Below are 26,084 nucleotides of genomic sequence, written 5' to 3'. Positions count from 1 at the left end.
CAACACATGTCGCTCGTTCACGAAATCGATTTTGGTACGCCGCGTTCGAAGTCCGAAAAGATGGTCACGCTGACCATCGACGGGCAGAGCGTCTCGGTGCCCGAGGGCACCTCCATCATGCGCGCCGCCATGGAGATGGGTACGCAGATTCCGAAACTCTGCGCCACCGACATGGTGGATGCCTTCGGCTCCTGTCGTCTCTGTCTCGTCGAGATCGAAGGCCGCGCGGGCACGCCTGCCTCCTGCACCACGCCGGCCATGGAAGGCCTCGTGGTTCATACTCAGAATGCGCGGCTCGCGGCGCTGCGCAAGGGCGTGATGGAGCTCTATATCTCCGACCATCCGCTCGACTGTCTCACCTGCGCCGCCAATGGCGATTGCGAATTGCAGGATATGGCCGGCGCCGTCGGCCTGCGCGACGTGCGTTACGGTTATGACGGCGAGAACCATGTGTTCGCCAAGTCTGGCCCGAAGCACAATCACAATTCGCCGGAAGCCTGCGAAAACGATCACTGGATGGCGAAGGACGAGTCGAATCCGTACTTCACATACGATCCCTCCAAGTGCATCGTCTGCTCGCGCTGCGTTCGCGCCTGTGAAGAAGTTCAGGGCACTTTCGCGCTGACGATCTCCGGCCGCGGTTTCGAGAGCCGGGTCTCGCCGGGCATGAGCGAGAGCTTCCTGGGTTCGGAATGCGTGTCCTGCGGCGCCTGCGTGCAGGCCTGCCCGACCGCGACGCTGACCGAGAAGGCCGTGATCGAGATCGGCCAGCCCGAGCACTCGGCTGTGACTACCTGCGCCTATTGCGGCGTCGGCTGTACCTTCAAGGCGGAAATGCGCGGCGAGGAGCTGGTGCGCATGGTGCCGTACAAGGACGGCAAGGCCAATCGCGGCCATTCCTGCGTCAAGGGCCGTTTCGCCTGGGGCTATGCGAACCACAAGGAGCGCATCCTCAATCCGATGATTCGCGAGAAAATCACCGATCCATGGCAGGAAGTGTCATGGGATGAGGCCTTCAATTTCGCGGCCAAGAAGTTCAAGGGCATCCAGGCCAAACACGGCAAAGACTCCATCGGCGGCATCACCTCGTCGCGCTGCACCAATGAAGAAGTATTCGTGGTGCAGAAGCTGATCCGCGCCGGCTTCGGCAACAACAACGTCGATACCTGCGCGCGTGTCTGCCATTCGCCGACGGGCTACGGCCTGTCCTCGACCTTTGGTACCTCGGCCGGCACGCAGGATTTCGACTCGGTGGAAGATACCGATGTCGTGATGATCATCGGCGCCAACCCGACCGATGGCCATCCGGTGTTTGCATCGCGCCTGAAGAAGCGTTTGCGCGCCGGCGCCAAGCTGATCGTGGTCGATCCGCGCCAAACCGATATCGTGCGCTCGGCCCATATCGAGGCGCAGCACCATCTGCCCCTGATGCCCGGCACTAATGTCGCCGTGCTCACCGCGCTGGCCCATGTCATCGTCACCGAAGGCCTCGCCGACGAGACCTTCATCCGCGAGCGCTGTGACTGGAGCGAGTTCGAGGACTGGGCGGCCTTCGTCGCGCAGCCGAACCACAGCCCCGAAGCCACCGCCATCATGACCGGCGTAGATCCGAAAGAGCTGCGCGCCGCGGCCCGTTTGTTCGCCACCGGTGGCAACGGTGCGATCTATTACGGTCTTGGCGTCACCGAGCACAGCCAGGGTTCGACCACCGTGATCGCGATCGCGAACCTCGCGATGGCGACCGGCAATATCGGCCGTCCCGGCGTCGGCGTGAATCCGCTGCGTGGCCAGAACAACGTGCAGGGCTCCTGCGACATGGGCTCGTTCCCGCACGAACTGCCAGGCTATCGCCACATCTCGGGCGATGCGGTGCGCGAGCAGTTCGAAGCAATGTGGAACGTCAAGCTCAACAGTGAGCCGGGCCTGCGCATTCCCAACATGTTCGATGCCGCCACCGAAGGCACTTTCATGGGCCTCTACGTCCAGGGCGAAGACATCCTGCAGTCCGACCCCAACACCAAGCATGTGGTCGCGGCGCTGTCGGCGATGGAATGCGTCATCGTCCACGACCTGTTCCTGAACGAGACCGCCAACTACGCCCACGTGTTCTTCCCGGGCTCCACCTTCCTGGAGAAGAACGGCACTTTCACCAATGCCGAACGTCGCATTCAGCGCGTCCGCAAGGTGATGTCGCCGAAGAATGGTCTTGAGGATTGGGAAGTGACCTTGGGATTCGCCAAGGCACTCGGCTATGAGATGAAATATAACCACCCCTCGGAGATCATGGACGAAATCGCGGCGCTGACGCCGACTTTCGCCGGCGTCTCCTATGCGAAGCTGGAGGAGGTTGGTTCGGTGCAGTGGCCGTGTAACGAGAAGCAGCCTCTGGGCACGCCGATTATGCATATGGACGGCTTCGTGCGCGGCAAGGGCAAGTTTATGCTCACCGAATACATTGCCACCGACGAGCGTACCGGGCCGCGCTTCCCGCTGCTGCTCACCACCGGCCGTATTCTCAGCCAGTACAATGTCGGCGCGCAGACACGGCGCACCGAGAATGTGGTCTGGCATGAAGAGGATCGTCTGGAGCTGCATCCGCATGACGCCGAACTGCGTGGCATCCGCGACGGCGACTGGGTGAAGCTGCAGAGCCGCGCCGGCGAGACGACGTTGCGTGCGCTGCTAACCGAGCGTATGGCGCCGGGCGTGGTCTATACGACCTTCCATCACCCGACCACGCAGGCCAACGTCATCACCACCGAGTTCTCGGACTGGGCCACCAACTGCCCGGAATACAAGGTGACCGCGGTGCAGATCTCGCCCTCGAACGGTCCGTCCGAGTGGCAGAAGGAATATGACGAGCAGGCCCGCCAGTCGCGCCGGATCGCCATGCCCGTCGTGGAAGCCGCGGAGTAGGTCTGGAGACCAGACATGCACGAGCCGGTTCGCTCAGTCCCCCGCAAGATCTGGCACCAGTCCGGCGTCAGCGAGGGGTTGCGCGCGGTGCCGGAAGAGACCGCGCTGGCGATCACCTATAATGGCGGCACCTATGCCGTCATGATGGGGACGCCGCAGGACTATCGCGACTTCGCCTATGGCTTCAGCCTGAGCGAAGGCGTGGTCACCTCGATCAACGAGATCGAGAGTTTCGAGGCCGTTGAATTCGACGATGGCGTTGAGCTGCGCATGTGGCTCGCAGGCGAGAAGGCCGAGAGCATCAGCGCACGGCGCCGGCAGATCGCCGGGCCGACGGGCTGCGGTCTGTGCGGCATCGACTCGATTTCTGAAGCCGTTAAGCCGGCGGCCATCGTCGCGCCCGGCGGCGCGTTCTCCTTCGAGCAGATCATGGCGGCGATGGAGACGCTGTCGCCGCTGCAGAAGGTCAACATCCAGACCCGCGCCGTGCACGCCGCGGCGTTCTGGACGCCGGCCGACGACATCGTCGCGTTGCGTGAGGATGTCGGCCGTCATAATGCGCTCGACAAGCTGGCCGGCGCGCTGGCGCAGGCCAAGGTCGATGCAGGGCGGGGCATGGTGCTGCTGACCAGCCGCGTCTCTGTCGAGATGGTGCAGAAGACCGCCGCCATCGGCGCGCCGCTCATGGTGTCGGTTTCGGCACCCACCGCGCTTGCCATTCGCATGGCGGAGGCTGCAGGCATTACGTTGGCCGCGATCGCGCGCAGCGACGGGTTCGAAGTTTTCACACATCAGCACCGCGTGCGTCAGCACGGCGCCACCGCGGATGCATCAGGGCAAGAGCATGGACACCCACACATCGACGTCGCCTGACCGGCTGATCTATATGGCCAACCAGATCGGCGACTTCTTCAACAGCCAGGGCCACGATCACGCCGTGGCCGGCATTGCCGAGCACATCAAGAAGTTCTGGGATCCGCGCATGCGGAAGAAGATCTTCGAACATCTGGATGCGGGCGGCGCCGGGCTGAAGCCGAACGTCCTCGAGGCGATCGCGTCGCTGAAGAAGTAGGACCAGCCCACACTCGTCATTCCGGGGCGGGGGCGCGTCTTCGTGCGCGCGAACCCGGAAGCTGGACATGGCTTGGCGCTGTTGGAGACTCCCATGCTGAGATTCCGGGTTCGCGATCGCCGAGTGGCGCTCGCGCCCCGGAATGACGGTGTAGGGTGCCGCGACGAAACCTAGCCCGCTTCCTTCGGCGTCTGCGGTTTCAGCGCCAGCGCATGTACCGTTCCCGCGAGTTCCGCCGCCAGCAGTTCGTTGATCATGCGATGGCGGTCGATCCGGCTCTTCCCTTCGAAGGCCTCCGACACAATATTGACCCTGAAGTGGGTTTCACCCTCCGGGCGGTGGCCCATGTGACCGGCATGCAGATGCGATTCATCTGAAACGTCGAGGCTGAGGGGCGCGAAAGCCTCTGTCAGCTTCTTTGTGATGTTATCTTTCATGGTCATGATGGCCGGCTTAGCGGTTCGCCCCACTCATGGTCAATCACGATGTGGCGACCATATTGGTGCGGCGCAGGGCGCCGAATGAGGTAATCGGAATGTCAAGACTTGAAGCTTTTTGCATTGCGTTGTCATAGTCAGCCATGCCCATCGACTCATCCAAATTCTTCGACAGCATCCGTATCAAGCCGAACAAGCTGAGCGCGAAGCAGCAGGCCGCTGCGCGCGAAGAAGCTATTATGTGCGAGTGGCCCGAGTGCAAGAACAAGGGTCCGCACCGCGCGCCCAAGGGCCGCGCGCAGGACAAGGAATACTGGCACTTCTGCCTGAACCATGTCCGCGAATACAATCAGGGCTACAACTTCTTCCAGGGTATGGCCCCAGACGCGGTCGCCAAGTACCAGAAGGATGCGCTGACCGGCCATCGTCCGACCTGGAAGATGGGCGCCAATGGCTCTGCGGACAAAACCAAGGCCGGGCAGCCCGACCTCGACGGCGCGATCGATCCGTTTGCCATGTTCAATGAGATGAACGGCATGGGTATGGGGCGCGGCCGGGCCCGCAAGCCGCAGCAGCCGATCAAGGAAGAAACCCGCAAGATCTTCAATGCCGAGCGCAAGGCGCTGCAAGTCATGGGTCTCGGCCCCAGCGCGACGCTGGACGACGTCAAGGCGCAGTACAAAGCGCTGGTGAAGCAGCACCACCCCGACGCCAATGGCGGCGACCGCTCCACCGAGGACCGGTTGATCGAAATCATCAAGGCTTACAACTACTTGAAGACCGTGGTCCGGGGCTCCTGAGGCGCTCCGAGGTTGTCCACGCCCTTGCCAATGTTCGTCGTGCCCGGCCAGCGCGAAGCGAGCTTCGCTGGATGTGCCGGGGCATCCACGTCTTTGGCGGCGAGTGAACAAAGACGTAGGTGGCTGGGACAAGCCGGCCATGAGGGTCGAGAGCGCTGCCAAACTATTAAGCATAACCCATCGCCGCCTGCTTAATTCGCCTTCCCGCCAGATACCGCCGCAATTCCGCCCGGCCTGAGATCTTCAATCTCTGTTGACCATCGCCGGAACGGAACCTGTTGCTCACGGCCAGTTGCCTTGCGAGCAAGGGGCCTTAAGGCTAATATTTGCGTACGAATAAGGGCTCATTTGTCTTTATTCCTTGGGGTGTCGACGTCCCGTCGGCTGCGGAGCTTGGCTTTGAAACATCGCTCGCTTGTTCGCGCGCTGCTGACGTCGGTCGTACTTGCGACAGGCGTGGTGCTGGCCGGCTGCAACGGCGAAGACATGTCGCTCGCCAGCAACGCGAAGGCCAACCAGCCCGTTCCTCCTAAGCTCGTCGCCGAGATGACTGAAAAGGACATGGACCTGCAGTCGCCGATGCTGGTTCGTGTGTTCAAGCAGGAAGCCGAACTCGAAGTCTGGAAGCAGAACCGCTCCGGCCAGTTTGCACTGCTGAAGACCTATCCGATCTGCCGCTGGTCCGGCGACCTCGGTCCGAAGGTCAAAGAAGGCGATCGCCAGGCACCGGAAGGTTTCTATTCGATCACGCCGGCGCAGATGAATCCGCGCTCGTCCTATTATCTCTCGTTCAATACCGGTTTCCCCAACGCCTTTGACAAGTCGCTGGGACGCACCGGTTCGCAGCTGATGGTGCACGGCGATTGCTCGTCGCGGGGCTGTTTCGCCATGACCGACGAACAGATCGCCGAGATCTATTCGCTGGGCCGTGAATCCTTCTTCGGCGGACAGCGCTCGTTCCAGTTCGCGGCGTTTCCGTTCAAGATGACGCCGGTCAACATGGCCAAGCATCGCAATAACCCGAACATGCCGTTCTGGAAGATGATCAAGCAGGGCTATGATCATTTCGAAGTGACGCGGCAGGAGCCGAAGGTCGAGTTCTGCGAGAACAAGTATGTGTTCGATCCGGCCGCACCTGCAGGATCGACCAAGCCGCTGGTGTTCAATGCCTCGGCCAAGTGCCCAGTCTACCAGATCCCGTCCGAGATCGCCGATGCCGTCAGCGCCAAGCAGGCGCAGGATGATGCGAAGATTGCCGAACTGGTTGCCAAGGGCACGCCAGTCGCGCAGCGCCGTCCCGATATCGACGGCGGCATGAATCGCGTCTTCGCCTCCAAACTGCCCGATGGCGCCACCGGCCTGTCGGATCCGGAGCCGCCGGGTGTGCAGACCGCCGCCTATTCGCGCGCACCGGGCACCATCCCGCCGCACGTCAATCCGCCGAAGGCGACCGCTGCGGCGACAACCTCCTATTCGGCGTCGCTGTTCGCAGCATCGGAAGAACCCGTCGTCGCCGCGCCCTCCACGCGTGTCGCGTCGGCCTCGTCGGACGGCGGCTTCTTCAGCAATCTCGCCAAGAAGGTCGGCATCGGCGGCTCGGAAACGACCGCCACCGCAACTACGGCGCCAGCCGCTCCCGTGCCGACACCGGCCGCAAAGCCGAAGGCCGTCGCCAGCAAGGCCGCCCCGTCGGCTGCTCCTGCGACGCCTGCTTCTGTAGCTGCAGCGAAGCCGGCTGCCGCACCTGCGCCGCTCGTCGCCACCGCGCGGCCGCCGCTCAAGCCGACGCTGTCGGCCGAACCATCCACGCCAGCCTCCGGCGGCGGCGCCGGCACAGCCGCGCTGTCAGGCGCAGCCCCGGTCGTGTCCGCGAATTCGTTCACGGATCGCTTCTCCGCGATGCGCTGAGGCGCGCGTCGCTCTCCCTGCAGACATATCGCTCACGTGTGATTGGCACCGCTGTCGCTGACGCGTTTGACGATACTCACCTGACGCACGCCATCGAGCTCCTGCAGCTTCGAAGGATAGCTCGCGATATCCTGTGACGACACCTTGCTGAGCAGGATCGAGAGCTGGTCGGTGCCTTGGGGATCGCGGCTTTCCACGAGGAAGCGCTTCACCTGACCGGCGCGCAGCGACAATGTCTCGCGCAGCAATTCCGGCGTCAGGCCGTTGTTCTCGACTTCCACCTTCAGCATGCACGTCTGGTTGCGCGAGCGATAGGCTTCCTCGAGCGGCTTGATACCGACGAGGATGATCAGGATGATCACCGTCGATGCGCCGGCCGCGAGATACAATCCTCCGCCGACCGCAAGCCCGATCGCTGCCACCGTCCAGATACTTGCTGCTGTCGTGAGCCCTTTCACGATCTCGCCGCGCGCCAGGATAGATCCCGCACCGAGAAAGCCGATGCCGGACACCACCTGCGCCGCGATGCGCGATGGATCGAGCACGACATTGGATTGCGTGAGCAGGATGTTGGAGAAGCCGTATTGCGAGACCAGCATGATCAGGCAGGAGCCGACGCAGACCAGCATATGCGTGCGGATCCCCGCGGCCCAGAGCAGCCGCTCCCGCTCGAAACCGATCAGACTGCCGAGCGCCGCGGCGGAGATCAGGCGGATCAGCATTTCGGAATTGGACATCATCGGCACGCCCCCTCATTCCTGCGGCCGCTCTTGTCGGCGCGATGAAACAGGCTAGTCCTCTGCGACGCGTTGTCCAATCGTCGTCAGCGTCGTCCAGCGCAGTGCTTGGCTGCGTGAATGCGTGGAACCAACAGCCCAAAGAAAAATCCCTCCCGAACGGGGAGGGATTTCAGATGGCTTCGCGATTTACCCGGTGGTCGGCTTATGCATACCGCCCGTGGCAGTGCTTGAACTTCTTGCCGGAGCCGCAGGGACAATCTTCGTTGCGGCCGACCTTGCCCCAGGTGTCCTGGTTGTTCGGGTCGCGGGCGACGGCGGGCTGCTGCTGGCCCATCGGCGCGAGCGCCGCATTGGCGAAAGCCATTTCGTCTTCGCCAGTGTTGTAGTCGAGCTTGTGGGCTTCCATGACAGGCAGTTCGGGCTGCACGTCCGGCGGCACGATTTCGACGCGCATCAATTGCGCGGTGACGGCTTCGCGCAGATTGGAAATCATGGCCTCGAACAGGTTGAAAGCTTCCGCCTTGTATTCCTGCAGCGGATCGCGCTGGCCGTAGCCGCGCAGACCGATGACCTGACGCAGGTGATCCAGCATCACCAGATGCTCGCGCCACAGATGATCCAGCGTCTGCAGCAGGATCGTCTTCTCGACGTAACGCATCACGTCGGGGCCCCACTGGGCGACCTTCGCGGCCATGTGCTCGTCGGCCTTCTGCTCGATACGGTTGAGCAGCTCTTCGTCGGCGATGCCTTCTTCCTTGGCCCATTCGTCGACCGGAAGATCGAGATCGAGTACGCGCTTGAGCTCTTCCTTCAGGCCGGCCACATCCCACTGCTCGGCATACTGGTTTTCCGGCACGTGCTTGGTGACGAGGTCCTCGACGAAAGCGCGGCGCATGTCGTTGACGGTCTCGGCGACCGAGTCGTTCTGCATCAGATCGACGCGCTGTTCGAAGATCACCTTGCGCTGGTCGTTCTGCACGTCGTCGTATTTCAGCAGGTTCTTGCGGATGTCGAAGTTGCGCGCCTCGACCTTCTGCTGGGCTTTCTCGAGCGCCTTGTTGATCCACGGATGGATGATCGCTTCGCCTTCCTTCAGGCCGAGGCGCGTCAGCATCGTATCCAGACGATCCGAGCCGAAGATGCGCATCAGGTCGTCTTCCAGCGACAGGAAGAACTTGGACCGGCCAGGGTCGCCCTGACGGCCGGAGCGGCCGCGGAGCTGGTTGTCGATGCGGCGTGACTCGTGGCGCTCGGAGCCCATGATGTAGAGGCCGCCGGGCTTCTCGACGGTCTTGGCCGGCTTGCTGCCCTTGGCGGGCTCGATCTCGACCACTTCCTTGGCATTCAGCACGATTTCGCGGAAGCGCTCGATCTCGGCCTTGATCTCGGCGATCTTGGCAACCTTCTCGGCCTCGTCGGCGATCTCGGCCGTCTCGATCTGCGCGCGCATCTCGACCGAGCCGCCGAGTTTGATGTCGGTGCCGCGGCCGGCCATGTTGGTGGCGATGGTGATGGCGCCGGGGACGCCGGCTTCGGCGACGATATAGGCTTCCTGCTCATGGAAGCGCGCATTCAGGACCGCGAACAGTTTCGCCGGCTTGCCGGAACGCGCGGCCGCATAGAGCTTGTCCATCGCCTTCGGCTTGGTGAAGTCGATCAGCTTGTAGCCGTTCTTGAGCAGATACTCGCCAAGCACTTCCGATTTTTCGATCGACGCGGTGCCGACCAGCACCGGCTGCATCCGCGCATTGGCGCGCTCGATCTCGGCGAGGATGGCGGCGTGCTTCTCGTCCTGGGTGCGATAGACCTCGTCGTCCTCGTCCATGCGGCCGATGCCGACATTGGTGGGCACTTCGACGACTTCGAGCTTGTAGATGTCGAACAGCTCATCCGCTTCGGTCAGAGCCGTACCGGTCATGCCGGCCAGTTTCTTGTACATGCGGAAGTAGTTCTGGAACGTGATCGAGGCCAGCGTCTGGTTTTCCGGCTGGACCGTCACATGTTCCTTGGCCTCCAGCGCCTGGTGCAGGCCTTCCGAATAACGGCGACCCTGCATCATGCGGCCGGTGAACTCGTCGATGATGATCACTTCGTCGTCGCGGACGATGTAGTCCTTGTCGCGGTTGAACAGCGAGTGGGCGCGCAGCGCCTGATTGATGTGATGCACGACGGAGACGTTCTCGACGTCATACAGCGTCTCGCCCTTGAGCTGGCCGGCATCGCGCAGCAGGGTTTCGATCTTCTCCATGCCGGCTTCGGTCAGCGTCACGGTGCGCTGCTTCTCGTCGACTTCGAAGTCGATGACCTTTTCGAGCTTGGGCAGGAAGGTGTCGATGGTGTTGTAGAATTCCGAGCGGTCGTCGAGCGGGCCGGAGATGATCAGCGGCGTACGCGCTTCGTCGATGAGGATCGAGTCGACTTCGTCGACGATGGCGTAGAAGTGCTTGCGCTGGACCATGTCCTCCAGCCGGTACTTCATGTTGTCGCGCAGATAGTCGAAGCCGTATTCGTTGTTGGTGCCGTAGGTGATGTCGCAGGCATAGGCCGCCTGGCGCTCGGCATCGTCGAGGCCGTGAACGATCACGCCGGTGGTGAGGCCCAGGAAGCTGTAGATCTGGCCCATCCAGCCGCTGTCGCGCTTGGCCAGGTAGTCGTTGACGGTCACGACATGCACGCCCTGGCCGGCGAGCGCGTTCAGATAGACGGCGAGGGTGGCGACCAGCGTCTTACCTTCGCCGGTCTTCATCTCGGCGATGTCGCCCTCATGCAGCACCATGCCGCCGATCAGCTGCACGTCGAAGTGACGCTGGCCGAGGGTGCGCTTGGCGGCTTCGCGGACGGTGGCGAAAGCGGGAACGAGGAGATCGTCGAGAGTCTTGCCGGCTTCGAGTTGCGCCTTGAACTCGGCGGTGCGCGCTTTGAGCGCATCGTCCGACAGCGCTGCGACCTCAGGTTCCAGCGCGTTGATCGCGGCAACACGCGATTGATATCCCTTGACGCGGCGGTCGTTGGCAGAGCCGAAGAACTTGCGGGCGAGCGCGCCGATCATCACGAAATCCTGTCTTTAGCAATGCGGCCCGAAGGCCGTGGAATGGTGCAGCGGTCGCCCAGCCTCGTCATATCCAAAGTCTGTGGCGGATTGCTGTCTGGACCCCGGTGCGGAGCGCCAAAAAAGCAAGACCCCGGGAGATGAGTGGGAGCAGGGCAATCAGGGGTTCAATGACCACGGCGCGGCCGAAATCGCGCCTTCGCCACCGGCCCGGTCGGGGAGAGATATGGCCCGTGTGGGGGGTTGTCAACGGCGCGAACCTCTCAAGGATTTCATCATTTTGACAGAGTTTTCGCGTTGCCAAGACGGTACGTTTGGGAGAGTGTCCGCCGTCCCCAACAGGCTCTTATCCGAGATAAGGATTTTCCATGACCTTCGTATCGCTCGCCCTGACGCCGGGCCTGCGCCCGGGCCGCACCCTGGCTGCCCTGACCGGCGCCGTTGCGGTGGCCTTTCTCACCAGTTTCCCGGTTTACGCGCAGGATGCCAATCCGGTCCTCGCCAAGGTCAACGGCCAGGAAATCCGCCAGAGCGACGTCACCATTGCTGAGGAAGAGCTCGGCCCGAGCCTCGCCCAGATGGATCCCGCGACCCGGAAGGACAATGTGCTGTCGTTCCTGATCGACATGAAGATCGTCGCCAAGGCTGCCGAGGACAAGAAGATCGCCGATCGTGAGGATTTCAAGTCCAAGCTGGCCTTCGCCCGTAACCGCCTGCTCATGGACAACCTGTTGGCCGTCGAAGGCAAGGAAGCCCTGACCGACGACAACATGAAGAAGGTCTATGAGGACGCGGCCAAGCAGATCACCGGCGAAGCCGAAGTCCATGCCCGCCACATCCTGGTGGAGAGTGAGGCCGAGGCCAAGACGGTCGCCGACGAGCTGAAGAAGGGCGCTGATTTCGCCGAACTCGCCAAGAAGAAGTCGAAGGATCCGGGCGCGGCCGATGGCGGCGATCTGGGTTTCTTCACCAAAGACCAGATGGTGCCAGAATTCTCCGCCGTTGCCTTCGCGCTGGAGCCGGGCAAGATCTCGGACCCCGTGAAGTCGCAGTTCGGCTGGCACATCATCAAGGTCGAGGAAAAGCGCAACCGCAAGGCGCCGGAATTCGACCAGGTGAAGCCGCAGATCGAACAGTATGTCGTGCGCAAGGCGCAGGCCGACTACGTTACCAAGCTGCGTGAAGGTGCGAAGGTTGAGCGTATCGATCAGGCCGCCGCAACGCCTGCTCCGGCGGCACCCGCCGCGCCTGCTGCCAAGGACGCGCCGAAGCCGGCCGACAGCAAGATGGCTCCGGCGAAGAAGTAATTCTGGACTCGAAAAGCCCGCCCTCTGTCGAGAGGGCGGGCTTTTTGCTGCCTGTAACACATACGCTGTCATGCCCGGGACAAGCCCGGGCATGACGGAGTTTTAGTTGCCGGGCTTGGTAGATAATCCCGGCCGAGCCGACAACGTCTATGCCGGCACGGTCACCCGATAGCGCGGCGCTGGCGTCGCATGACCGAATTTGGTCGAGAGGGCGCGGCGATCTGCTTCGAAGCGGGTCCAGTTCGCGCCGTCCTGCAGGCCCGGAATGGTGACGAGCTCGCCCTGGTCGAGGCCGGCCAATGCAGCATCGACCATGTCGTCGGCGCGCATCACTGTGGCCTGATCCATGTTCTGGTGCGGGTAGCCCGCGATGTCCCAGAATTCGGTGGCCGTTGCGCCCGGCAACACCGCCTGCACGCGGATGCCCTTGTCGGCGAGTTCATGCGCCAGCGAATGGCTGAAGCTGAGCACATAGGCCTTGCTGGCTCCGTAGACGCCGTTGAGGATTTCTGCACCGATACCAACGATCGACGAGATGTTGATGATCGTGCCTTTGTTGTGCGCGACGAAGCCGGGCACGGCGGCATAGGTCAGCCGTGTCAGTGCGGTGATGTTCAGCGTGATCATGTCTTCCATTTTGTCGACATCGGCATTGAGCAACGGCGCCACCGCGCCGACTCCGGCATTGTTGACCAGCATCGTAATGCTCGCGTCGTCGCGCAGCGCGGCTTCGACCTTGGCGAGATCGGCCTTGTCGCCGAGATCGGCGGCCAGCGTGCGGACCGATCGTCCGTTTTCGCTGGTCAGTCGCTTGGCGAGGGCCGCCAGGCGGTCCTGGTTCCGCGCCACCAGAATGAGATCATAGCCGCGCCTGGCCAGCCGGTCCGCATAGACGGCGCCAATACCCGTCGAGGCGCCCGTAATCAGTGCCGTACCCTGATGTGAAATCGTCATTGTCGTTCTCCTGAATGCTCTCGGCCGCAGCGGCCGTGTCAGGAAACCTAGTCTTGCGCGGTCATGTCTCAAATGTCATATAAACGGCGTTTTAGGACGTCTTTTCCTACGGGAGTGTGCATATGCAGCGCATCGGCCTTGTTGTTTCCCCGGGGTGCTCGCCCATCAGCCTTGCAGCGATGTCGGTCTTTGAACTGGCCAATCTGCTGACCGATCCGCCCACCTACGATCTGCATGTGTTGTCGGAGCGGGGCGGTCAGGTCGGCACCTCGCTGGGCATGAGTTTGACCACCGAACCGTTCAATGCGGCTGATGCCTATGACACGCTGATCATTGCCGGCGGTCTGACGGTCGAATCTGCGACGCCCGGCCTGATCGATTTCGTACGACAGGCGCCCAAACATGCGCGGCGTGTTGCGTCTATCTGTATCGGCGCCTTCGTGCTCGCCGAAGCCGGCATTCTCGATCAACGGCGCGCGACCACGCACTGGTTCTATGCGCGCGACATGCAGAAGCAATTTCCGAAAGTGAGGGTCGATGAAGACCGCATCTTCGTGAATGACGGTCCGGTCTGGACCTCGGCAGGCATGACCGCGGGCATCGATCTCGCACTGGCGATGGTCGAGGCTGATCTCGGCGAGGACGTCGCACGCAACATCGCGAAAAAGATGGTCGTGTATCACCGCCGTGCCGGCGGTCAGTCGCAGTTTTCCGCGCTGCTGGAATTGGCGCCGAAGTCGGACCGTATCCAGAAGGCGCTCGCTTTCGCGCGCGACAACCTGCAGAAGCCGCTGACGGTGAATGATCTCGCCGATGCCGCAAATCTCAGCCCGCGGCAGTTCAGCCGCGCCTTTCACGCCGAGACAGGCCAATCGCCTGCCAAGGCCGTCGAGCATCTGCGGCTAGAGGCCGCGCGGTTGATGATGGAGCAGAGCCGGCATCCCATCGACACCGTCGCGCAGCAGACGGGGTTTGCCGATCGTGACCGCATGCGCCGCGCATTTCTGCGCGCCTATGGCCAGCCGCCGCAGGTGATCCGCCGAAATGCGCGGTCTCAGATGGACGCGTGAGAGAACGTCAGATCAGCCGATCTTGCGGCCGATATCCAGAAACTTCTGCCGGCGCTGCTGACGAATAGTCGCCGCGTCCATGCCGCGCATGTCGTTGAAAGCCTGGGCGATGGCGTCGCCGGTGATAGCAATCATGGCGGCGGGGTCGCGGTGTGCGCCGCCCGGCGGCTCTTTCAGGATGGAATCGATCACGCCGAAACGCAGCAAATCCTGCGCGGTGATCTTCATATTGGTCGCGGCTTCCTGCGCCTTGGATGAGTCGCGCCACAGGATCGACGATGCCGCTTCCGGCGAGATCACGCTGTAGATGGCGTGTTCCAGCATCAGCACCTTGTTGGCGGTGGCAATGGCGATGGCGCCGCCCGAGCCGCCTTCGCCGATGATCACGGCGACATTGGCAACGCCGAGGCCGAGGCAGGCATCGGTCGAGCGTGCGATGGCTTCAGCCTGGCCGCGCTCTTCCGCACCGATGCCGGGATAGGCGCCGGCGGTGTCGACCAGCGACAGCACGGGAATGTTGAAACGGTCGGCCATCTCCATCAGGCGAACCGCCTTGCGGTAGCCTTCGGGGCGGGCCATGCCGAAATTATGCTTGAGGCGGCTCTCGGTGGTGTTGCCCTTTTCCTGGCCGAGTACGCAGACGCTCTCGCCGCGGAAACGGCCGAAGCCGGCCACCAGCGCTTCATCTTCGCCGAACTTGCGGTCGCCGGCGAGCGGCGTGAATTCGGTGATCAACGCTTCCACGTAATTCATGCAATGCGGGCGCTGTGGATGCCGCGCGACCTGGGTCTTCTGCCACGGCGTCAGGTTCGCATAGAGCTCGTGCAGAGCGGCGACGGCCTTGTCCTCGATGCGCACGATCTCTTCGCCGATGTCGCTGCCGCTGGCGGCCAGCGTGCGCAATTCATCGATCTTGGAATCCAGTTCGGCGACGGGCTTTTCAAAGTCGAGATAGCTGCGCATGGGTTCGGACATTCACTGGATATGGGAAGGACGGACGGCGGGCGAAACTGCCGGTGCAGGCTTTTCAAGTCAATCGGGGCTGCAAGTCAAGCCGCGAAGGTGTCATTTACTTTGAAAAATCAAAGAGATATTTCAACGTTCAAGCGCCTTTTTATGACGTTTCCATTGCTGTGTTGCGCTTGCGGCGATGCCACCACCAGATGGTGGCACCGGCCAGCACGGCCGCCACGATCACGGCCTGAATCCAGTAGTGTTTGGCTTGGCCTTCGAGGCCGGCAATGCCGCCATAGCGGTCCAGCACCGACACTGCGAGCACGCCGGGTAACACGTGCGCCGGCGCCCAGAGCAATGCTGCGGGGATGTTTACGGCATAGAATTTCGCCGGTGCGGTCCCCAATGCTCCGGCCGTGACCGGCACGAAAGCGCGGATGGGCGGAACGAAGCGGCCGAGGAACACGGCCAGCGTGCCGAAGCGATGGAAGAAGGCCTCGCTCTGCGCCACCACGCCCGGATAATTCGAAAGCGGCCACGCGTCGAGCAGTTGTCGTTGCCGGACATGCCCGATCCAGAATGCGCTCCCGTCGCCGAGCACGGCGCCCGCCACGGCGGCCGCCAGCACCGCCACGAGATCGAGGTCGCCTGCCGGAATCAGGGCGCTCAGCGCCAGAATGACCGTGGTGCCTGGGATGAATGTTCCGAGCACCGGCACGGCTTCCAGCAGGGCAGCGAGGAAAATAGTGAGGTAGCCCAGCCAGGCATGCGCGGCGACAAAATGGGTCAGGGAATCGATGAAGGACGTCACGAAATTCCGATCCAGCGCGGGGTGCCTCAGCCAACTGACAGCATATATGATTGAAATGGCCGGCCGCGCCGTTCGATCCCCAAATACCGCTGCAAATTGATCGACCCGGAGCATCGGCTGATTCGCAGGGCAGACTTCCAAAAATTGCCGTTAGAACCTATCTCGATGATAACATTCGGGAACTTTGATGAAGAGCTGGGCTTTGTCCAGCCGCGGCTCTCTGATACGTTCCACAAAGCACCCCATCCGCAGCCATTACTAGACTGGTTTCGGGATATCCGGGACCACGGAGGATTGATGACCGCCGCCTCGACCAAACTGCAAGAAAAGACCGACGCGTTGATTGGCATTCCCGACAAGATGGTGTCGGTGCGCAAGTTGTTCGGCATCGATTCCGACCTCGAAGTGCCTGCCTTCTCCGAATCCGATCCGCATGTGCCGGACACCGATCCCGATTACCGGTTCGATCGCGCCACCACGCTTGCCATTCTCGCCGGCTTCTCGCGCAATCGCCGCGTGATGGTCACGGGCTTCCACGGCACCGGCAAATCGACCCATATCGAGCAGGTCGCTGCCCGCCTCAACTGGCCCTGTGTGCGCGTCAATCTCGACAGCCACATCAGCCGTATCGACCTCGTCGGCAAGGACTCCATCGTGGTCCGCGACGGCAAGCAGGTCACCGAATTCCGTGACGGCATTCTGCCCTGGGCGTTGCAGCACAATGTGGCGCTGGTGTTCGACGAATACGACGCCGGCCGTCCGGACGTGATGTTCGTCATTCAGCGCGTGCTGGAAGTGTCCGGCCGCCTGACGCTGCTCGACCAGAACAAGGTGATCAAGCCGCATCCGGCGTTCCGTCTGTTTGCGACCGCGAACACCATCGGTCTCGGTGATACGTCGGGCCTCTATCACGGCACGCAGCAGATCAACCAGGGTCAGATGGACCGCTGGTCGATCGTCACCACGCTGAACTATCTGGCGCATGACGAGGAAGTCGAGATCGTGCTGGCAAAAGCCAAGCACTATCAGAACCCCGAGGGCCGCGACATCGTCAACAAGATGGTGCGCCTCGCGGATCTCACGCGTAACGCCTTCGCCAATGGCGATCTGTCGACGGTGATGAGCCCGCGTACGGTGATCACCTGGGCCGAGAATGCCGACATCTTCAACGATATCGGCTTCGCGTTCCGCGTGACCTTCCTGAACAAGTGCGACGAACTCGAGCGTCCGCTGGTCGCCGAATTCTATCAGCGCTGCTTCAATGCAGAGCTGGCGGAAAGCTCGGTGAATGTGGCGCTGAGCTAAGACGTCTTCTTCCCCTCTCTTCCAAGAGAGGGGAATGCACCTCCGCATTCAATCGGTTGCTCCCGCATGCGCGGTGACGACCCGCGCAAAGGCTGCGATGAGCACGACGACCACCAACAAATTCCGCCCCGGCTCCAAGGAAGCGCCGACCGAGCCGTTCAAGCGCGCGGTGACGTCGTGTTTGCGCGCCATCGCCAAAGCGCCGGAGCTTGAAGTGACCTTCGCGGCCGAGCGGCCGGGTCTCTCACCGGGCAAAGCCCGTCTTCCTGAACCCGCGCGAAAAATGAGCAAGCGCGACGCCGCCATCGTGCGCGGCCACGCGGATTCGATCGCGCTCAAACTCGCCTGTCACGATCCCAAGGTTCATCGTAAGCTGATGCCGGGCAATCCACAGGCGCGCGGCGTGTTCGAAGCCGTCGAGCAGGCCCGCGTGGAAGCGCTCGGGTCGCGCCGCATGGCCGGCGTTGCCAAGAACCTCACGGCGATGCTCGACGATCATTTCCATCGCGGCAAGTTCGACGAAATCACCGACCGCGCCGATGCGCCGCTGGCCGATGCGTTGGCGATGCTGGTGCGCGAGCGCCTGACCGGCATGGCGCCGCCAGCCGCCGCGAAGAAGATGGTCGACCTCTGGCGGCCGGTCCTCGAAGACAAGATCAGCGATCGCCTCGACCAGCTCGATCGGTTCGCGGAGAACCAGGCCAAGTTCGGCGATGCCGTGCATGACCTGCTGTCGGCGCTGGAGCTCGGCGACGATCGCAATGCCGAGCCGGATGACGAGGAGAGCGAGGACGACGAGCGCCAGGGCGAGAACGATCAGGCCGGCGCCGAAGGCTCGCCGGAGAGCGACGCCTCCCAGGAAATGAGCGCCGATCAGGCGCAGCAGTCGTCCGACGAAATGTCTGACAGTTCGATGGAGAGCGCGCAGGCGTCTGCATCGGACACGTTCGACGAAGACGGTGAGATGGGCGACGACGAGACGCCCGGCGAAGCCACGCGTCCGAATTCGCGCGGCGCGAACGAGCCGCGCGGCCCGGAATATCATGCCTTCGCGCCGAAATTCGACGAGGTCATCGCAGCCGAAGACCTCTGCGATCACGACGAACTCGAGCGGCTGCGCTCCTATCTCGACAAACAGCTCGCGCATCTGCAGGGCGTCGTCGCGCGTCTGGCCAATCGGCTTCAACGTAAGCTCATGGCGCAGCAGAACCGCGCCTGGGATTTCGACCTCGAAGAAGGCATCCTCGACCCCGCGCGCCTGTCGCGCGTGGTGACCGACCCGCATCATCCGCTATCCTTCATGCATGAGAAGGAAGCGACCTTCCGCGATACGGTGGTGACGCTGCTGCTGGACAATTCCGGTTCGATGCGCGGCCGGCCGATCACGGTCGCTGCGACCTGCGCCGACATTCTCGCGCGCACGCTGGAGCGTTGCGGCGTCAAGGTGGAAATCCTCGGCTTCACGACGCGCGCCTGGAAGGGCGGGCAGTCGCGTGAAGCGTGGCTCGGCGCCGGCAAGCCGGCCAATCCCGGCCGCCTCAACGATCTCCGTCACATCATCTACAAGTCGGCGGACGCGCCGTGGCGCCGCGCGCGCAAGAATCTCGGCCTGATGATGCGCGAAGGTCTGCTCAAGGAGAATATCGACGGCGAGGCGCTCGACTGGGCGCACAAGCGGCTGCTCGGCCGTCCCGAGCAGCGCAAGATCCTGATGATGATCTCCGACGGCGCGCCGGTGGATGACAGCACGTTGTCGGTCAATCCCGGCAACTATCTGGAGCGGCATCTGCGCCACATCATCGAAGAGATCGAGACCCGCTCGCCGGTCGAACTGATCGCCATCGGCATCGGCCATGACGTGACGCGCTACTATCGCCGCGCCGTGACCATCGTCGACGCCGAAGAACTCGGCGGCGCCATCACCGAGAAGCTGGCGGAATTGTTCAGCGAAACGGCAGGGCCGGCACCGACCCATGGTCGGCGACGCAGAACGCATTAGGCTTACAGGATGGGTTTTGCTTTGCTCTACCCATCCTCCAGGGCCATCGCTTGACCGCTGATCTCACACGTCGTCACTTTCTTGCTGCCGCAGCTTCAGTAGCCGCGCTGCCGTCGCTTGCCCGTGCGCAGCCCGTGCCGGTGCCGGCAACGCCATCGGCCCGTGCGCCGGTGTCGATCGAGATCGAAGCGCGGCCGATCCCGGCTTTCGATACGCGTGATCGCACGCATACACGGTTCGGGTCGCTGCAATATCGCAGCGGATTGGTCCTGACGTCGCGCTACAAGGACTTCGGCGGCATCTCCGGTCTTCGCCTGGACGACAAGGGCGAGGGTTTCATCGCCATCAGCGATAAGGGCAACTGGTTCACCGGCAAGATCGCCTATAGCGGCGATACCATGGTCGGCATTGTCGATGTCGAGGCGGCGCCGATGCTGGGCGCCGACGGCAGGCCGATCACCGCGCGCGGCTGGTACGATACCGAGTCGATCGCGGTGGACGGACCGACGGTCTATATCGGCCTCGAACGCGTGCATCAGATCCTGAAATTCGACTTCGGCCGCGATGGCGTGCGCGCCCGGGGCGAGCCGATCCCGCAGCCGCCGGGTATGCGCAAGCTGCCCAGCAATGGCAGTCTCGAAGCCCTGGTGATGGTGCGCAAGGACAGGTTCAAGTCTTCGCCGCTGGCCGGCATGCTGCTGGCGATCTCGGAGCGCGGGCTCGACAGCGCCGGCAATATTGCGGCCTGGATCATCGGCGGCAAGGCGCCGGCGAGCTTCTCGGTTCGCCGCACCAAAAACTACGACATCAGCGATGCGGCGCTGCTGCCATCCGGCGATCTGCTGCTGCTGGAACGCAAGTTCTCGCTGTTCGGCGACACCGGCGTCCGCATCCGCCGCATTCCCCTCGCATCGATCGTACCGGACGCCGTCATCGACGGTCCCACCATCTTCGATGCGGACCTCGGCTACGAGATCGACAATTTCGAAGGGCTCGATGTGCATGTCACCCCGGAGGGCGACACGGTGCTGACGCTGATCTCGGACGACAATTTCTCGATGCTGCAGCGAACCCTGCTGATGCAGTTCACGCTCGTGGAATAAACGGTCAGGCCGCAGCCTCGGCCTTGTTGGCCTGATGCGCGATCAACAGATCCCGCAATTCTGCTGCGGGCTTGGCGGGGCTGAACAGATAGCCCTGCATCTCGGTGCAGCCGAGCGCGCGCAGCAGCTCCTTCTGCCGGGGCGTCTCGACACCTTCGGCCGTCGTCGTCATGTTGCGCGAACTCGCGATATTGACCACGGCCTGCACGATCGAGGACGACCCCTGTGCATCGGCGATATCGGTCACGAAACAGCGGTCGATCTTGATCTTGTCGAACGGGAAGCGCTGCAGATAGCTCAGGCTGGAATAGCCGGTGCCAAAATCGTCCAGTGCAATGCGCACGCCGATCTCGCGCAGCCCGTGCAGGATTTCCAGTGCGATCTCGTCGTCGCGGATCAGCACGGCCTCGGTAATTTCGAGCTCCAGTCGCCGCGCCGGCAGTCCGGACGCGGCGAGGGCGGAGGTCACCTTCAGGGCGAGCGACGCGCAGCGGAACTGGACCGGGGAGACATTGACCGCCACCCGGACGTCGTCGGGCCAGCTGGCAGCCTCGGCGCAGGCGGTGTTCATCACCCATTCGCCGAGCTCATTGATGATGCCGATATCTTCGGCGACCGGAATGAACTCGGCCGGGGAGATCATGCCGCGTTCGGGATGACGCCAGCGCAACAAAGCCTCGCAGCCGACGATGGCGTCGTCGCGCAGCGTCAGCAGCGGTTGATAATAGACTTCGAAGCCGCCTTTGGCGAAGCCGCCATCACCGGCGGCGTGACGCAGTTCAAGCTCCAGCGAGCGGCGGGCCTGCACCCGCGCATCCATTTCGGGCTCGAAGAAGCGGAAAGTGCGGCGGCCGTCGGCCTTGGCGCCATACATCGCAAGGTCGGCGTTCTTCAGCAGCGTATCGAGGTCTGCGCCGTCGCGCGGCGCCAGCGCGATGCCGATCGACGCGTCGGTGAGCAGGCTGTGGCCGAGACAATCGAATGGCTGGCGGATCGCATCATAGATGCGGCCGACAAGATCCGTGATATCGGAATGGCTCTCCACACCAGTCTGCACGATGGCGAATTCGTCGCCGCCGAGCCGCGCCACCACGTCGGAGCCGCGCACGCAGCCGCGCAGCCGCAGCGCGATGCCCTTGAGCAGTTCGTCGCCGACGGGATGGCCGAGCGAGTCGTTGATACCCTTGAATTCGTCGATGTCGATATAGAGCACCGCACATTGCGCGCCGCGCGCGACGCGCTTCAATTCGCGTTCGAGTTCGTTGCGGAACAGCGTGCGGTTCGGCAGGTCGGTCAGCGCATCGTAATGCGCCAGATGCGCGATCTTCTCCTCGGCATTGCGCCGCTCGGTGATGTCTTCATGGGTCGCGACCCAGCCGCCATCGGCCACCGGTCGCGACGAAATCTGGATGGTGCGGCCATCGGCGGTCTGCATGATCTGGATGTGCGACCGCCCGACGTCGGGCAACACTTCCGCCACATAGGCGTCAACGCTGCCAGCGAAGGAGCCCGTTTCCTTGCGATGTGCGATCACGTCGCGGAACGTACGGCCGGGTGTGATGACCTCGCGCGACAGTCCGTACATATCAAGATAGCGCTGATTGCAAACCACTACGCGCGCCTGCGCATCGAACAGCAGCAGGCCCTGTGTCATGTTGTTGATGGCGGTGTCGAGGCGGTTCTTCTCCAGCGTCATCTGCAACTGTGCTGCACGGTTCTGCCGCTGGATGTGACGGATCATCAGATATAGCAGGCCTGCCAGGATGAGGGCCGACAGCGTCGCGAGGGTCACGAGAAATTTGGTCTGGTCGCGCCAGTTGGCCAGTGTGCCCTCGACCGTCGTGGTTGCGACCAGCGCGACCGGAAAGTTTTGCAGCAGGCGGATCGAGCCAAGGCGATCGATATTGTCGATGGGGCTGACGGTGCGGATGGTTGCGGGCGCGTCGCTGAAGCGCAGATGCTGCAGCAGCGGGCCGCTATTGAAAACCTTGCCGATCGAAGAGGGCGTCTGCGGGTAGCGCGCCAGCAACGTGCCATTGCGGTGGAACATTGCGATGGTCCCGTTTTCGCCGAGCGAGACGGAGGCAAAGAATTTTTCGAATTGCTGCGGTTCGACGCTGCGCGTCACGATGCCGAAGAATTCGCCCTTGGGTCCCGTAATGCGACGTGCGAACAGCGTCTTCCACCGGCCGGTGATGCGGCTCAGGACGGGCTGCACGATCTCTTCGTCCTGGGTGAAGGTCTGCGATTTGAGTTTCTGGAAATATTCACGGTCGGCCAGCACCAGATCCGGTCCGGGCCAGGCTCCTGTCCAGTTGACCAAACGGCCTTCGGCATCGAGAACGGTGATGTCGTTGACGAATTCATCATCCACCTTCGACTTCAGCATCATGTGGGATTCGTAGCTCGACATACTGCTGGCAAAGCTGTGGACCGACATCACGCCATTGGCGAGAAGATGAGCCGTGAGGCTCTTCTGGATGCGCTGCAGATCCTGGAACTGCTGATCGAAATGCCGGCTGAGCAGCAGCACGGTGTTTTCAAGTTCGCGGTTGGAATTGTCGATCGTGCGCTGACGGAAATTGTTCACGGTCATCGCCGTGCCTGCGGCAATGGTGACGATCAGCACGGCGCCAACGAGCACGAGCCAGCGCACTGGCGCACGACGTGTCGTCGAGCGTCCATCGCCATGTTCGGCGGCGCCCGGCGCTGAAACGCGCACGTCGTTCGTCATTCGCCTCCCCAGCAGCCGCATGGATCCCTACCCCTCGTGCATAGGAATACCCGAGCAAGGGTGGAAGACGCGTTAGGAAGTCAGGTGAACCGCGGGTTAATTACAACCGTACAAATGGTATCTGCTTACGCCGCAAGGCTTTTCTGCAGCGGTGCGACCGGCCATGTCTGGTTGCGACCGTGCGCTTTTGCGGCATAGAGCGCACTGTCGGCATTGCTGATCAGGTCGTTCGACGTGGTCAGCGATGACGGCACGAGACACGCTGCACCGACGCTGATCGTCGTCGTGGTCATGCCGTCGCGCTCGAGATGGCCCACCTCGACGCGGATTCGTTCGCCGAGCTCGATGGCGTCGACCAGAGAGAGGCCCGGCAGGATCAGTGCGAATTCCTCGCCGCCATAGCGCGCGGCGCAGTCGCTCGCGCGTTTGGCATGCCGGGCGATGCTCCAGGCGATCCCGCACAGAACGAGGTCACCGGCCTGATGGCCGAAACTGTCGTTGAACACCTTGAAGTGGTCGGCGTCGATCATCAGCAGCGAGATCGGTGCGCGGGCGCGCTGGGCGCGCTGCCATTCCTTTTCCAGCACCACATCGAAATGACGTCGGTTGGCGAGGCCGGTGAGGCCGTCGGTCATGGCGAGGCGCGCCATCCTGTCTTCCATCTCGCCGCGCTTGCCCATCTCGCGCGCCAGGATCAGCATCAGCGCGCAGGCGATCAGGCCGAGCGCGGCCATGGCGCCGCCGATCTGCAGTGCTTCCTTGCGCCATTGGCCGAAGATCACGTCGGTGGACCGCCCCACCATCACGATCAGCGGATGCGCGCCTTCACGCCAGACGAATAGCCGCTCGATATCGTCATTGGAGGCGCGCCCCACATAAGAGCCGGAGAAATAGGCCAGGGCCTTCTGCACGCCGCGCATTTTGCTGACGTCACGGCCGATCACGTCCATGTCGAACGGCGCGCGCATGACGATGACGCCATCCTGCCGCAGCACCGTGATGACGTCGTTGGGTTCGAGCTGCAGCCGATCGACCATCTCGTGGAAATACGTGTAGCGGATGAAGCCGGCGACGATGCCTAGAAAAGTTCCGTCGCGCGCCGCGATGCGGCGGCTCAGCACGATGCCGTAACTGCCCTGATGCAGCATCGGCTTGGAGATATAGAGGCCGAACAGCGGATCGCGCTTGTGGACCTTGAAGAATTCCTCATCGGCGAAATTCTGCGGCTTCGGATCCAGCGTCGACGAATCCAGCGTCACGTTGCCGGCGACGTCCGTGACCTGGATGGCGCCGAAGTGGCGCGCGGTGGCGGCGTGGTCGAACAGGATCAGTTGCCGCATCGGCCGTGAGATCTCGACCAGTTCCGGCTCGGTCATGTTGCCGACCACATTGCGCAGCGAGAGGTCGTAGAGTTCCACATTGCGGGCGACATCGGCATCGATGCTGGAGGCGAGGTTGCCGAGCGTCTGGTGCGCCAGCTTCTCGTCGCCGCGCCGCATACTCATCAGCACGCTGCCGCAGATGACTGTGAATCCGATAACGACGATCGCCGCAGCGGCCAGCAGCCAGCGCGGGGAGATCCGGCGGGTCGTCTCGGATGTATTACGGGCCAGCATTGGCTTTCGTCGATCAAAAAGGACTGCGTTACAATCACCGACGCATAGCATCAGAACCGGTAATTCTTTGACAGCTACGCGGTGATCAACAGTTTCGTTTCGCCGTTTTGTGACGGGCGGTTAATAGGATGTGAAAGAAATCGAGACGCTTTGGTCGGCGAATGCGCAAAAAGAAATATGGGCGTGCCGCGCAGGCACGCCCACAACGTCGGTGGGAACCTGGAAAGCGGGGTTCCCGCATCACCGCATGGCGCCGGCCACCATGATGTCGCGGCCGGAACGATCAGCACTGTCGTCGCAGGTCAGCGCCACGGCGATGTCGGCGATGCCTTCGGTTGTATGGTTGCGCGCAGCGGGCAAAGCGATGAACTGCCGGTTCCGCACGCTGCCGTCGAGCACGTCGATGGCGGCGGGTTCCTCCGGGCCGAGCATGCCGGGCGCGATGGTGCTGACGCGGACGTTGCGCGTGCCATAGGCGCGCGACAGCCCGCGGGTCATGGCATCGATGGCGGCGTCCGCGCCGGGGTCCGGCGTTGAGGCGGGCGCTGTCGGAATCCCGTCGAGCGCGGTGAGATTGACGATGCTGCCGCCGGCGACGCCGAACATTCGCACCGCCTCCTGGCACAGCAGCATGGCGCCGAACACCTTCAGCTCGCGCTGCCGGTGCAACTCGTCCTCGGACACCACGTCCGCCACCTCGCTGCGCGCGAAGGCGCCGTTATTGACGAGAATATCGAGCCGGCCGAAGGTCGCCGCGATTTCCTCATAGAGCCGCCGCACGTCCGGCCAGCGCGCGATGTCGCCCTGCACGGCGATGGCGCGGCCGCCGCGCCACACGATTTCGGCGACCACGCGCGCCGCGCCGCGGGGATCGTCCGCGTGATGCACGATCACTGCCGCGCCTTCCGCGCCGAAGCGCCGCGCAATGCCCGCGCCGATGCCGTCCGCGGCGCCGGTCACGAGCGCAACTTTTCCTGCCAGTCTTGTCATGGCATGTCCTTAGATCTGGATGATGTCTGTCTTGATCGTCAGTCGTGTGCGTAGATTTTGAGGCGGAATCGATCCGGGCGTGATCGCGCCCCGACAACAGTCTGGACGCGCAAGGCGGGGAGTTCGACCCGATACCCGTATGGCCTGGCAGATCCGAGGCCCGCGGGCGGCTCGCCGATCTGCTCTGTGGCTGGTGCTGTTATCGCAAATGCAGCCGCGTCGGCGTTAGCGCGATCCTGCATCTGTTTTGCACGATCCTGCAAAAGTGATCCCGCAGCCATTTCCCCGCCACGGCACTGCACCTAGATACACCTCGGCA

General features: G+C 62.8%; 19 protein-coding genes. 10 read left to right on the top strand and 9 right to left on the bottom strand.

Annotated elements, in window-relative coordinates; genetic code table 11:
* Positions 1-6: 6 nt before the first annotated feature.
* Genes fdhF through HP556_RS18885 form a run of 3 tightly spaced genes read left to right on the top strand, consistent with a single transcriptional unit; the run spans position 7 to position 3,988 of the window.
* On the top strand, positions 7-2,916 hold the full coding sequence (gene fdhF, locus HP556_RS18895) for a formate dehydrogenase subunit alpha (RefSeq protein ID WP_175368109.1): 2,910 nt from the start codon (positions 7-9) through the stop codon (positions 2,914-2,916).
* Positions 2,917-2,931: 15 nt separating this feature from the next.
* Positions 2,932-3,789, top strand: coding sequence for a formate dehydrogenase accessory sulfurtransferase FdhD (gene fdhD / locus HP556_RS18890; protein WP_175368108.1), 858 nt, complete (start codon positions 2,932-2,934; stop codon positions 3,787-3,789).
* Positions 3,761-3,988, top strand: coding sequence for a formate dehydrogenase subunit delta (locus HP556_RS18885; RefSeq protein ID WP_068729526.1), 228 nt, complete (start codon positions 3,761-3,763; stop codon positions 3,986-3,988). The genes fdhD and HP556_RS18885 overlap by 29 nt, the downstream gene beginning before the upstream one ends.
* A gap of 170 nt (positions 3,989-4,158) precedes the next feature.
* On the opposite strand, the gene HP556_RS18880 is transcribed toward HP556_RS18885, so the two are convergent.
* A complete protein-coding gene (locus HP556_RS18880; RefSeq protein WP_089267781.1) occupies positions 4,159-4,431 on the bottom strand; it encodes a BolA family protein in 273 nt (90 codons plus the stop codon).
* Positions 4,432-4,568: 137 nt separating this feature from the next.
* Here HP556_RS18880 and HP556_RS18875 point away from each other — a divergent pair, with 137 nt between their 5' ends.
* Together HP556_RS18875 and HP556_RS18870 are read left to right on the top strand one after the other, a co-directional pair.
* On the top strand, positions 4,569-5,225 hold the full coding sequence (locus HP556_RS18875) for a J domain-containing protein (protein ID WP_089267780.1): 657 nt from the start codon (positions 4,569-4,571) through the stop codon (positions 5,223-5,225).
* A gap of 399 nt (positions 5,226-5,624) precedes the next feature.
* A complete protein-coding gene (locus HP556_RS18870; RefSeq protein WP_175368107.1) occupies positions 5,625-7,133 on the top strand; it encodes a L,D-transpeptidase family protein in 1,509 nt (502 codons plus the stop codon).
* A gap of 32 nt (positions 7,134-7,165) precedes the next feature.
* On the opposite strand, the gene HP556_RS18865 is transcribed toward HP556_RS18870, so the two are convergent.
* Both HP556_RS18865 and secA read right to left on the bottom strand, forming a co-directional pair.
* A complete protein-coding gene (locus HP556_RS18865) occupies positions 7,166-7,873 on the bottom strand; it encodes an MgtC/SapB family protein (RefSeq protein WP_175368106.1) in 708 nt (235 codons plus the stop codon).
* A gap of 202 nt (positions 7,874-8,075) precedes the next feature.
* Positions 8,076-10,922 carry a preprotein translocase subunit SecA gene (gene secA, locus HP556_RS18860; RefSeq protein ID WP_175368105.1) on the bottom strand — a complete coding sequence of 949 codons (2,847 nt, stop codon included), beginning with the start codon at positions 10,920-10,922 and terminating at the stop codon, positions 8,076-8,078.
* 368 nt (positions 10,923-11,290) lie between these two features.
* Here secA and HP556_RS18855 point away from each other — a divergent pair, with 368 nt between their 5' ends.
* A complete protein-coding gene (locus HP556_RS18855; RefSeq protein ID WP_089267776.1) occupies positions 11,291-12,229 on the top strand; it encodes a peptidylprolyl isomerase in 939 nt (312 codons plus the stop codon).
* 147 nt (positions 12,230-12,376) lie between these two features.
* Here the strand turns inward: HP556_RS18855 and HP556_RS18850 are convergent, their stop codons facing one another.
* Positions 12,377-13,183: an SDR family NAD(P)-dependent oxidoreductase gene (locus tag HP556_RS18850; protein ID WP_175368104.1), complete on the bottom strand. Its 807-nt coding sequence runs from the start codon at positions 13,181-13,183 to the stop codon at positions 12,377-12,379.
* Between the two features lie 122 nt (positions 13,184-13,305).
* On the opposite strand from HP556_RS18850, the gene HP556_RS18845 reads away from it, so the two are divergent.
* Positions 13,306-14,253: a GlxA family transcriptional regulator gene (locus HP556_RS18845; RefSeq protein WP_175368103.1), complete on the top strand. Its 948-nt coding sequence runs from the start codon at positions 13,306-13,308 to the stop codon at positions 14,251-14,253.
* Between the two features lie 12 nt (positions 14,254-14,265).
* On the opposite strand, the gene HP556_RS18840 is transcribed toward HP556_RS18845, so the two are convergent.
* Both HP556_RS18840 and HP556_RS18835 read right to left on the bottom strand, forming a co-directional pair.
* Positions 14,266-15,228 (bottom strand): acetyl-CoA carboxylase carboxyltransferase subunit alpha, encoded by a 963-nt coding sequence (locus tag HP556_RS18840; RefSeq protein ID WP_093757526.1) that lies wholly within the window; start codon positions 15,226-15,228, stop codon positions 14,266-14,268.
* A 139-nt stretch (positions 15,229-15,367) separates the two neighbouring features.
* Positions 15,368-16,018, bottom strand: a complete 651-nt coding sequence (locus tag HP556_RS18835; protein ID WP_089267860.1) for a DedA family protein — start codon at positions 16,016-16,018, stop codon at positions 15,368-15,370.
* 297 nt (positions 16,019-16,315) lie between these two features.
* Here HP556_RS18835 and cobS point away from each other — a divergent pair, with 297 nt between their 5' ends.
* From cobS to HP556_RS18820, 3 genes are all read left to right on the top strand, one after another.
* Positions 16,316-17,323, top strand: a complete 1,008-nt coding sequence (gene cobS, locus HP556_RS18830) for a cobaltochelatase subunit CobS (protein ID WP_068729504.1) — start codon at positions 16,316-16,318, stop codon at positions 17,321-17,323.
* Positions 17,324-17,420: 97 nt separating this feature from the next.
* Positions 17,421-19,322, top strand: coding sequence for a cobaltochelatase subunit CobT (gene cobT, locus HP556_RS18825; protein ID WP_093758161.1), 1,902 nt, complete (start codon positions 17,421-17,423; stop codon positions 19,320-19,322).
* A gap of 50 nt (positions 19,323-19,372) precedes the next feature.
* Positions 19,373-20,425 (top strand): esterase-like activity of phytase family protein, encoded by a 1,053-nt coding sequence (locus HP556_RS18820; protein ID WP_175368102.1) that lies wholly within the window; start codon positions 19,373-19,375, stop codon positions 20,423-20,425.
* Between the two features lie 4 nt (positions 20,426-20,429).
* Here the strand turns inward: HP556_RS18820 and HP556_RS18815 are convergent, their stop codons facing one another.
* The 3 genes from HP556_RS18815 to HP556_RS18805 form a co-directional block, all read right to left on the bottom strand.
* Positions 20,430-23,159, bottom strand: coding sequence for a bifunctional diguanylate cyclase/phosphodiesterase (locus HP556_RS18815; protein ID WP_175368101.1), 2,730 nt, complete (start codon positions 23,157-23,159; stop codon positions 20,430-20,432).
* Positions 23,160-23,284: 125 nt separating this feature from the next.
* On the bottom strand, positions 23,285-24,775 hold the full coding sequence (locus HP556_RS18810; RefSeq protein WP_175368100.1) for a sensor domain-containing diguanylate cyclase: 1,491 nt from the start codon (positions 24,773-24,775) through the stop codon (positions 23,285-23,287).
* A 240-nt stretch (positions 24,776-25,015) separates the two neighbouring features.
* Positions 25,016-25,765 (bottom strand): SDR family NAD(P)-dependent oxidoreductase, encoded by a 750-nt coding sequence (locus HP556_RS18805; protein WP_175368099.1) that lies wholly within the window; start codon positions 25,763-25,765, stop codon positions 25,016-25,018.
* Between the last annotated feature and the right edge of the window lie 319 nt (positions 25,766-26,084).

It is taken from the genome of Tardiphaga robiniae (assembly GCF_013359755.1).
Taxonomy (GTDB): Bacteria; Pseudomonadota; Alphaproteobacteria; order Rhizobiales; family Xanthobacteraceae; genus Tardiphaga; species Tardiphaga robiniae.
Note: the sequence above shows the minus strand (reverse complement) of the source record. Positions and strands in the feature narration are given on the sequence as shown.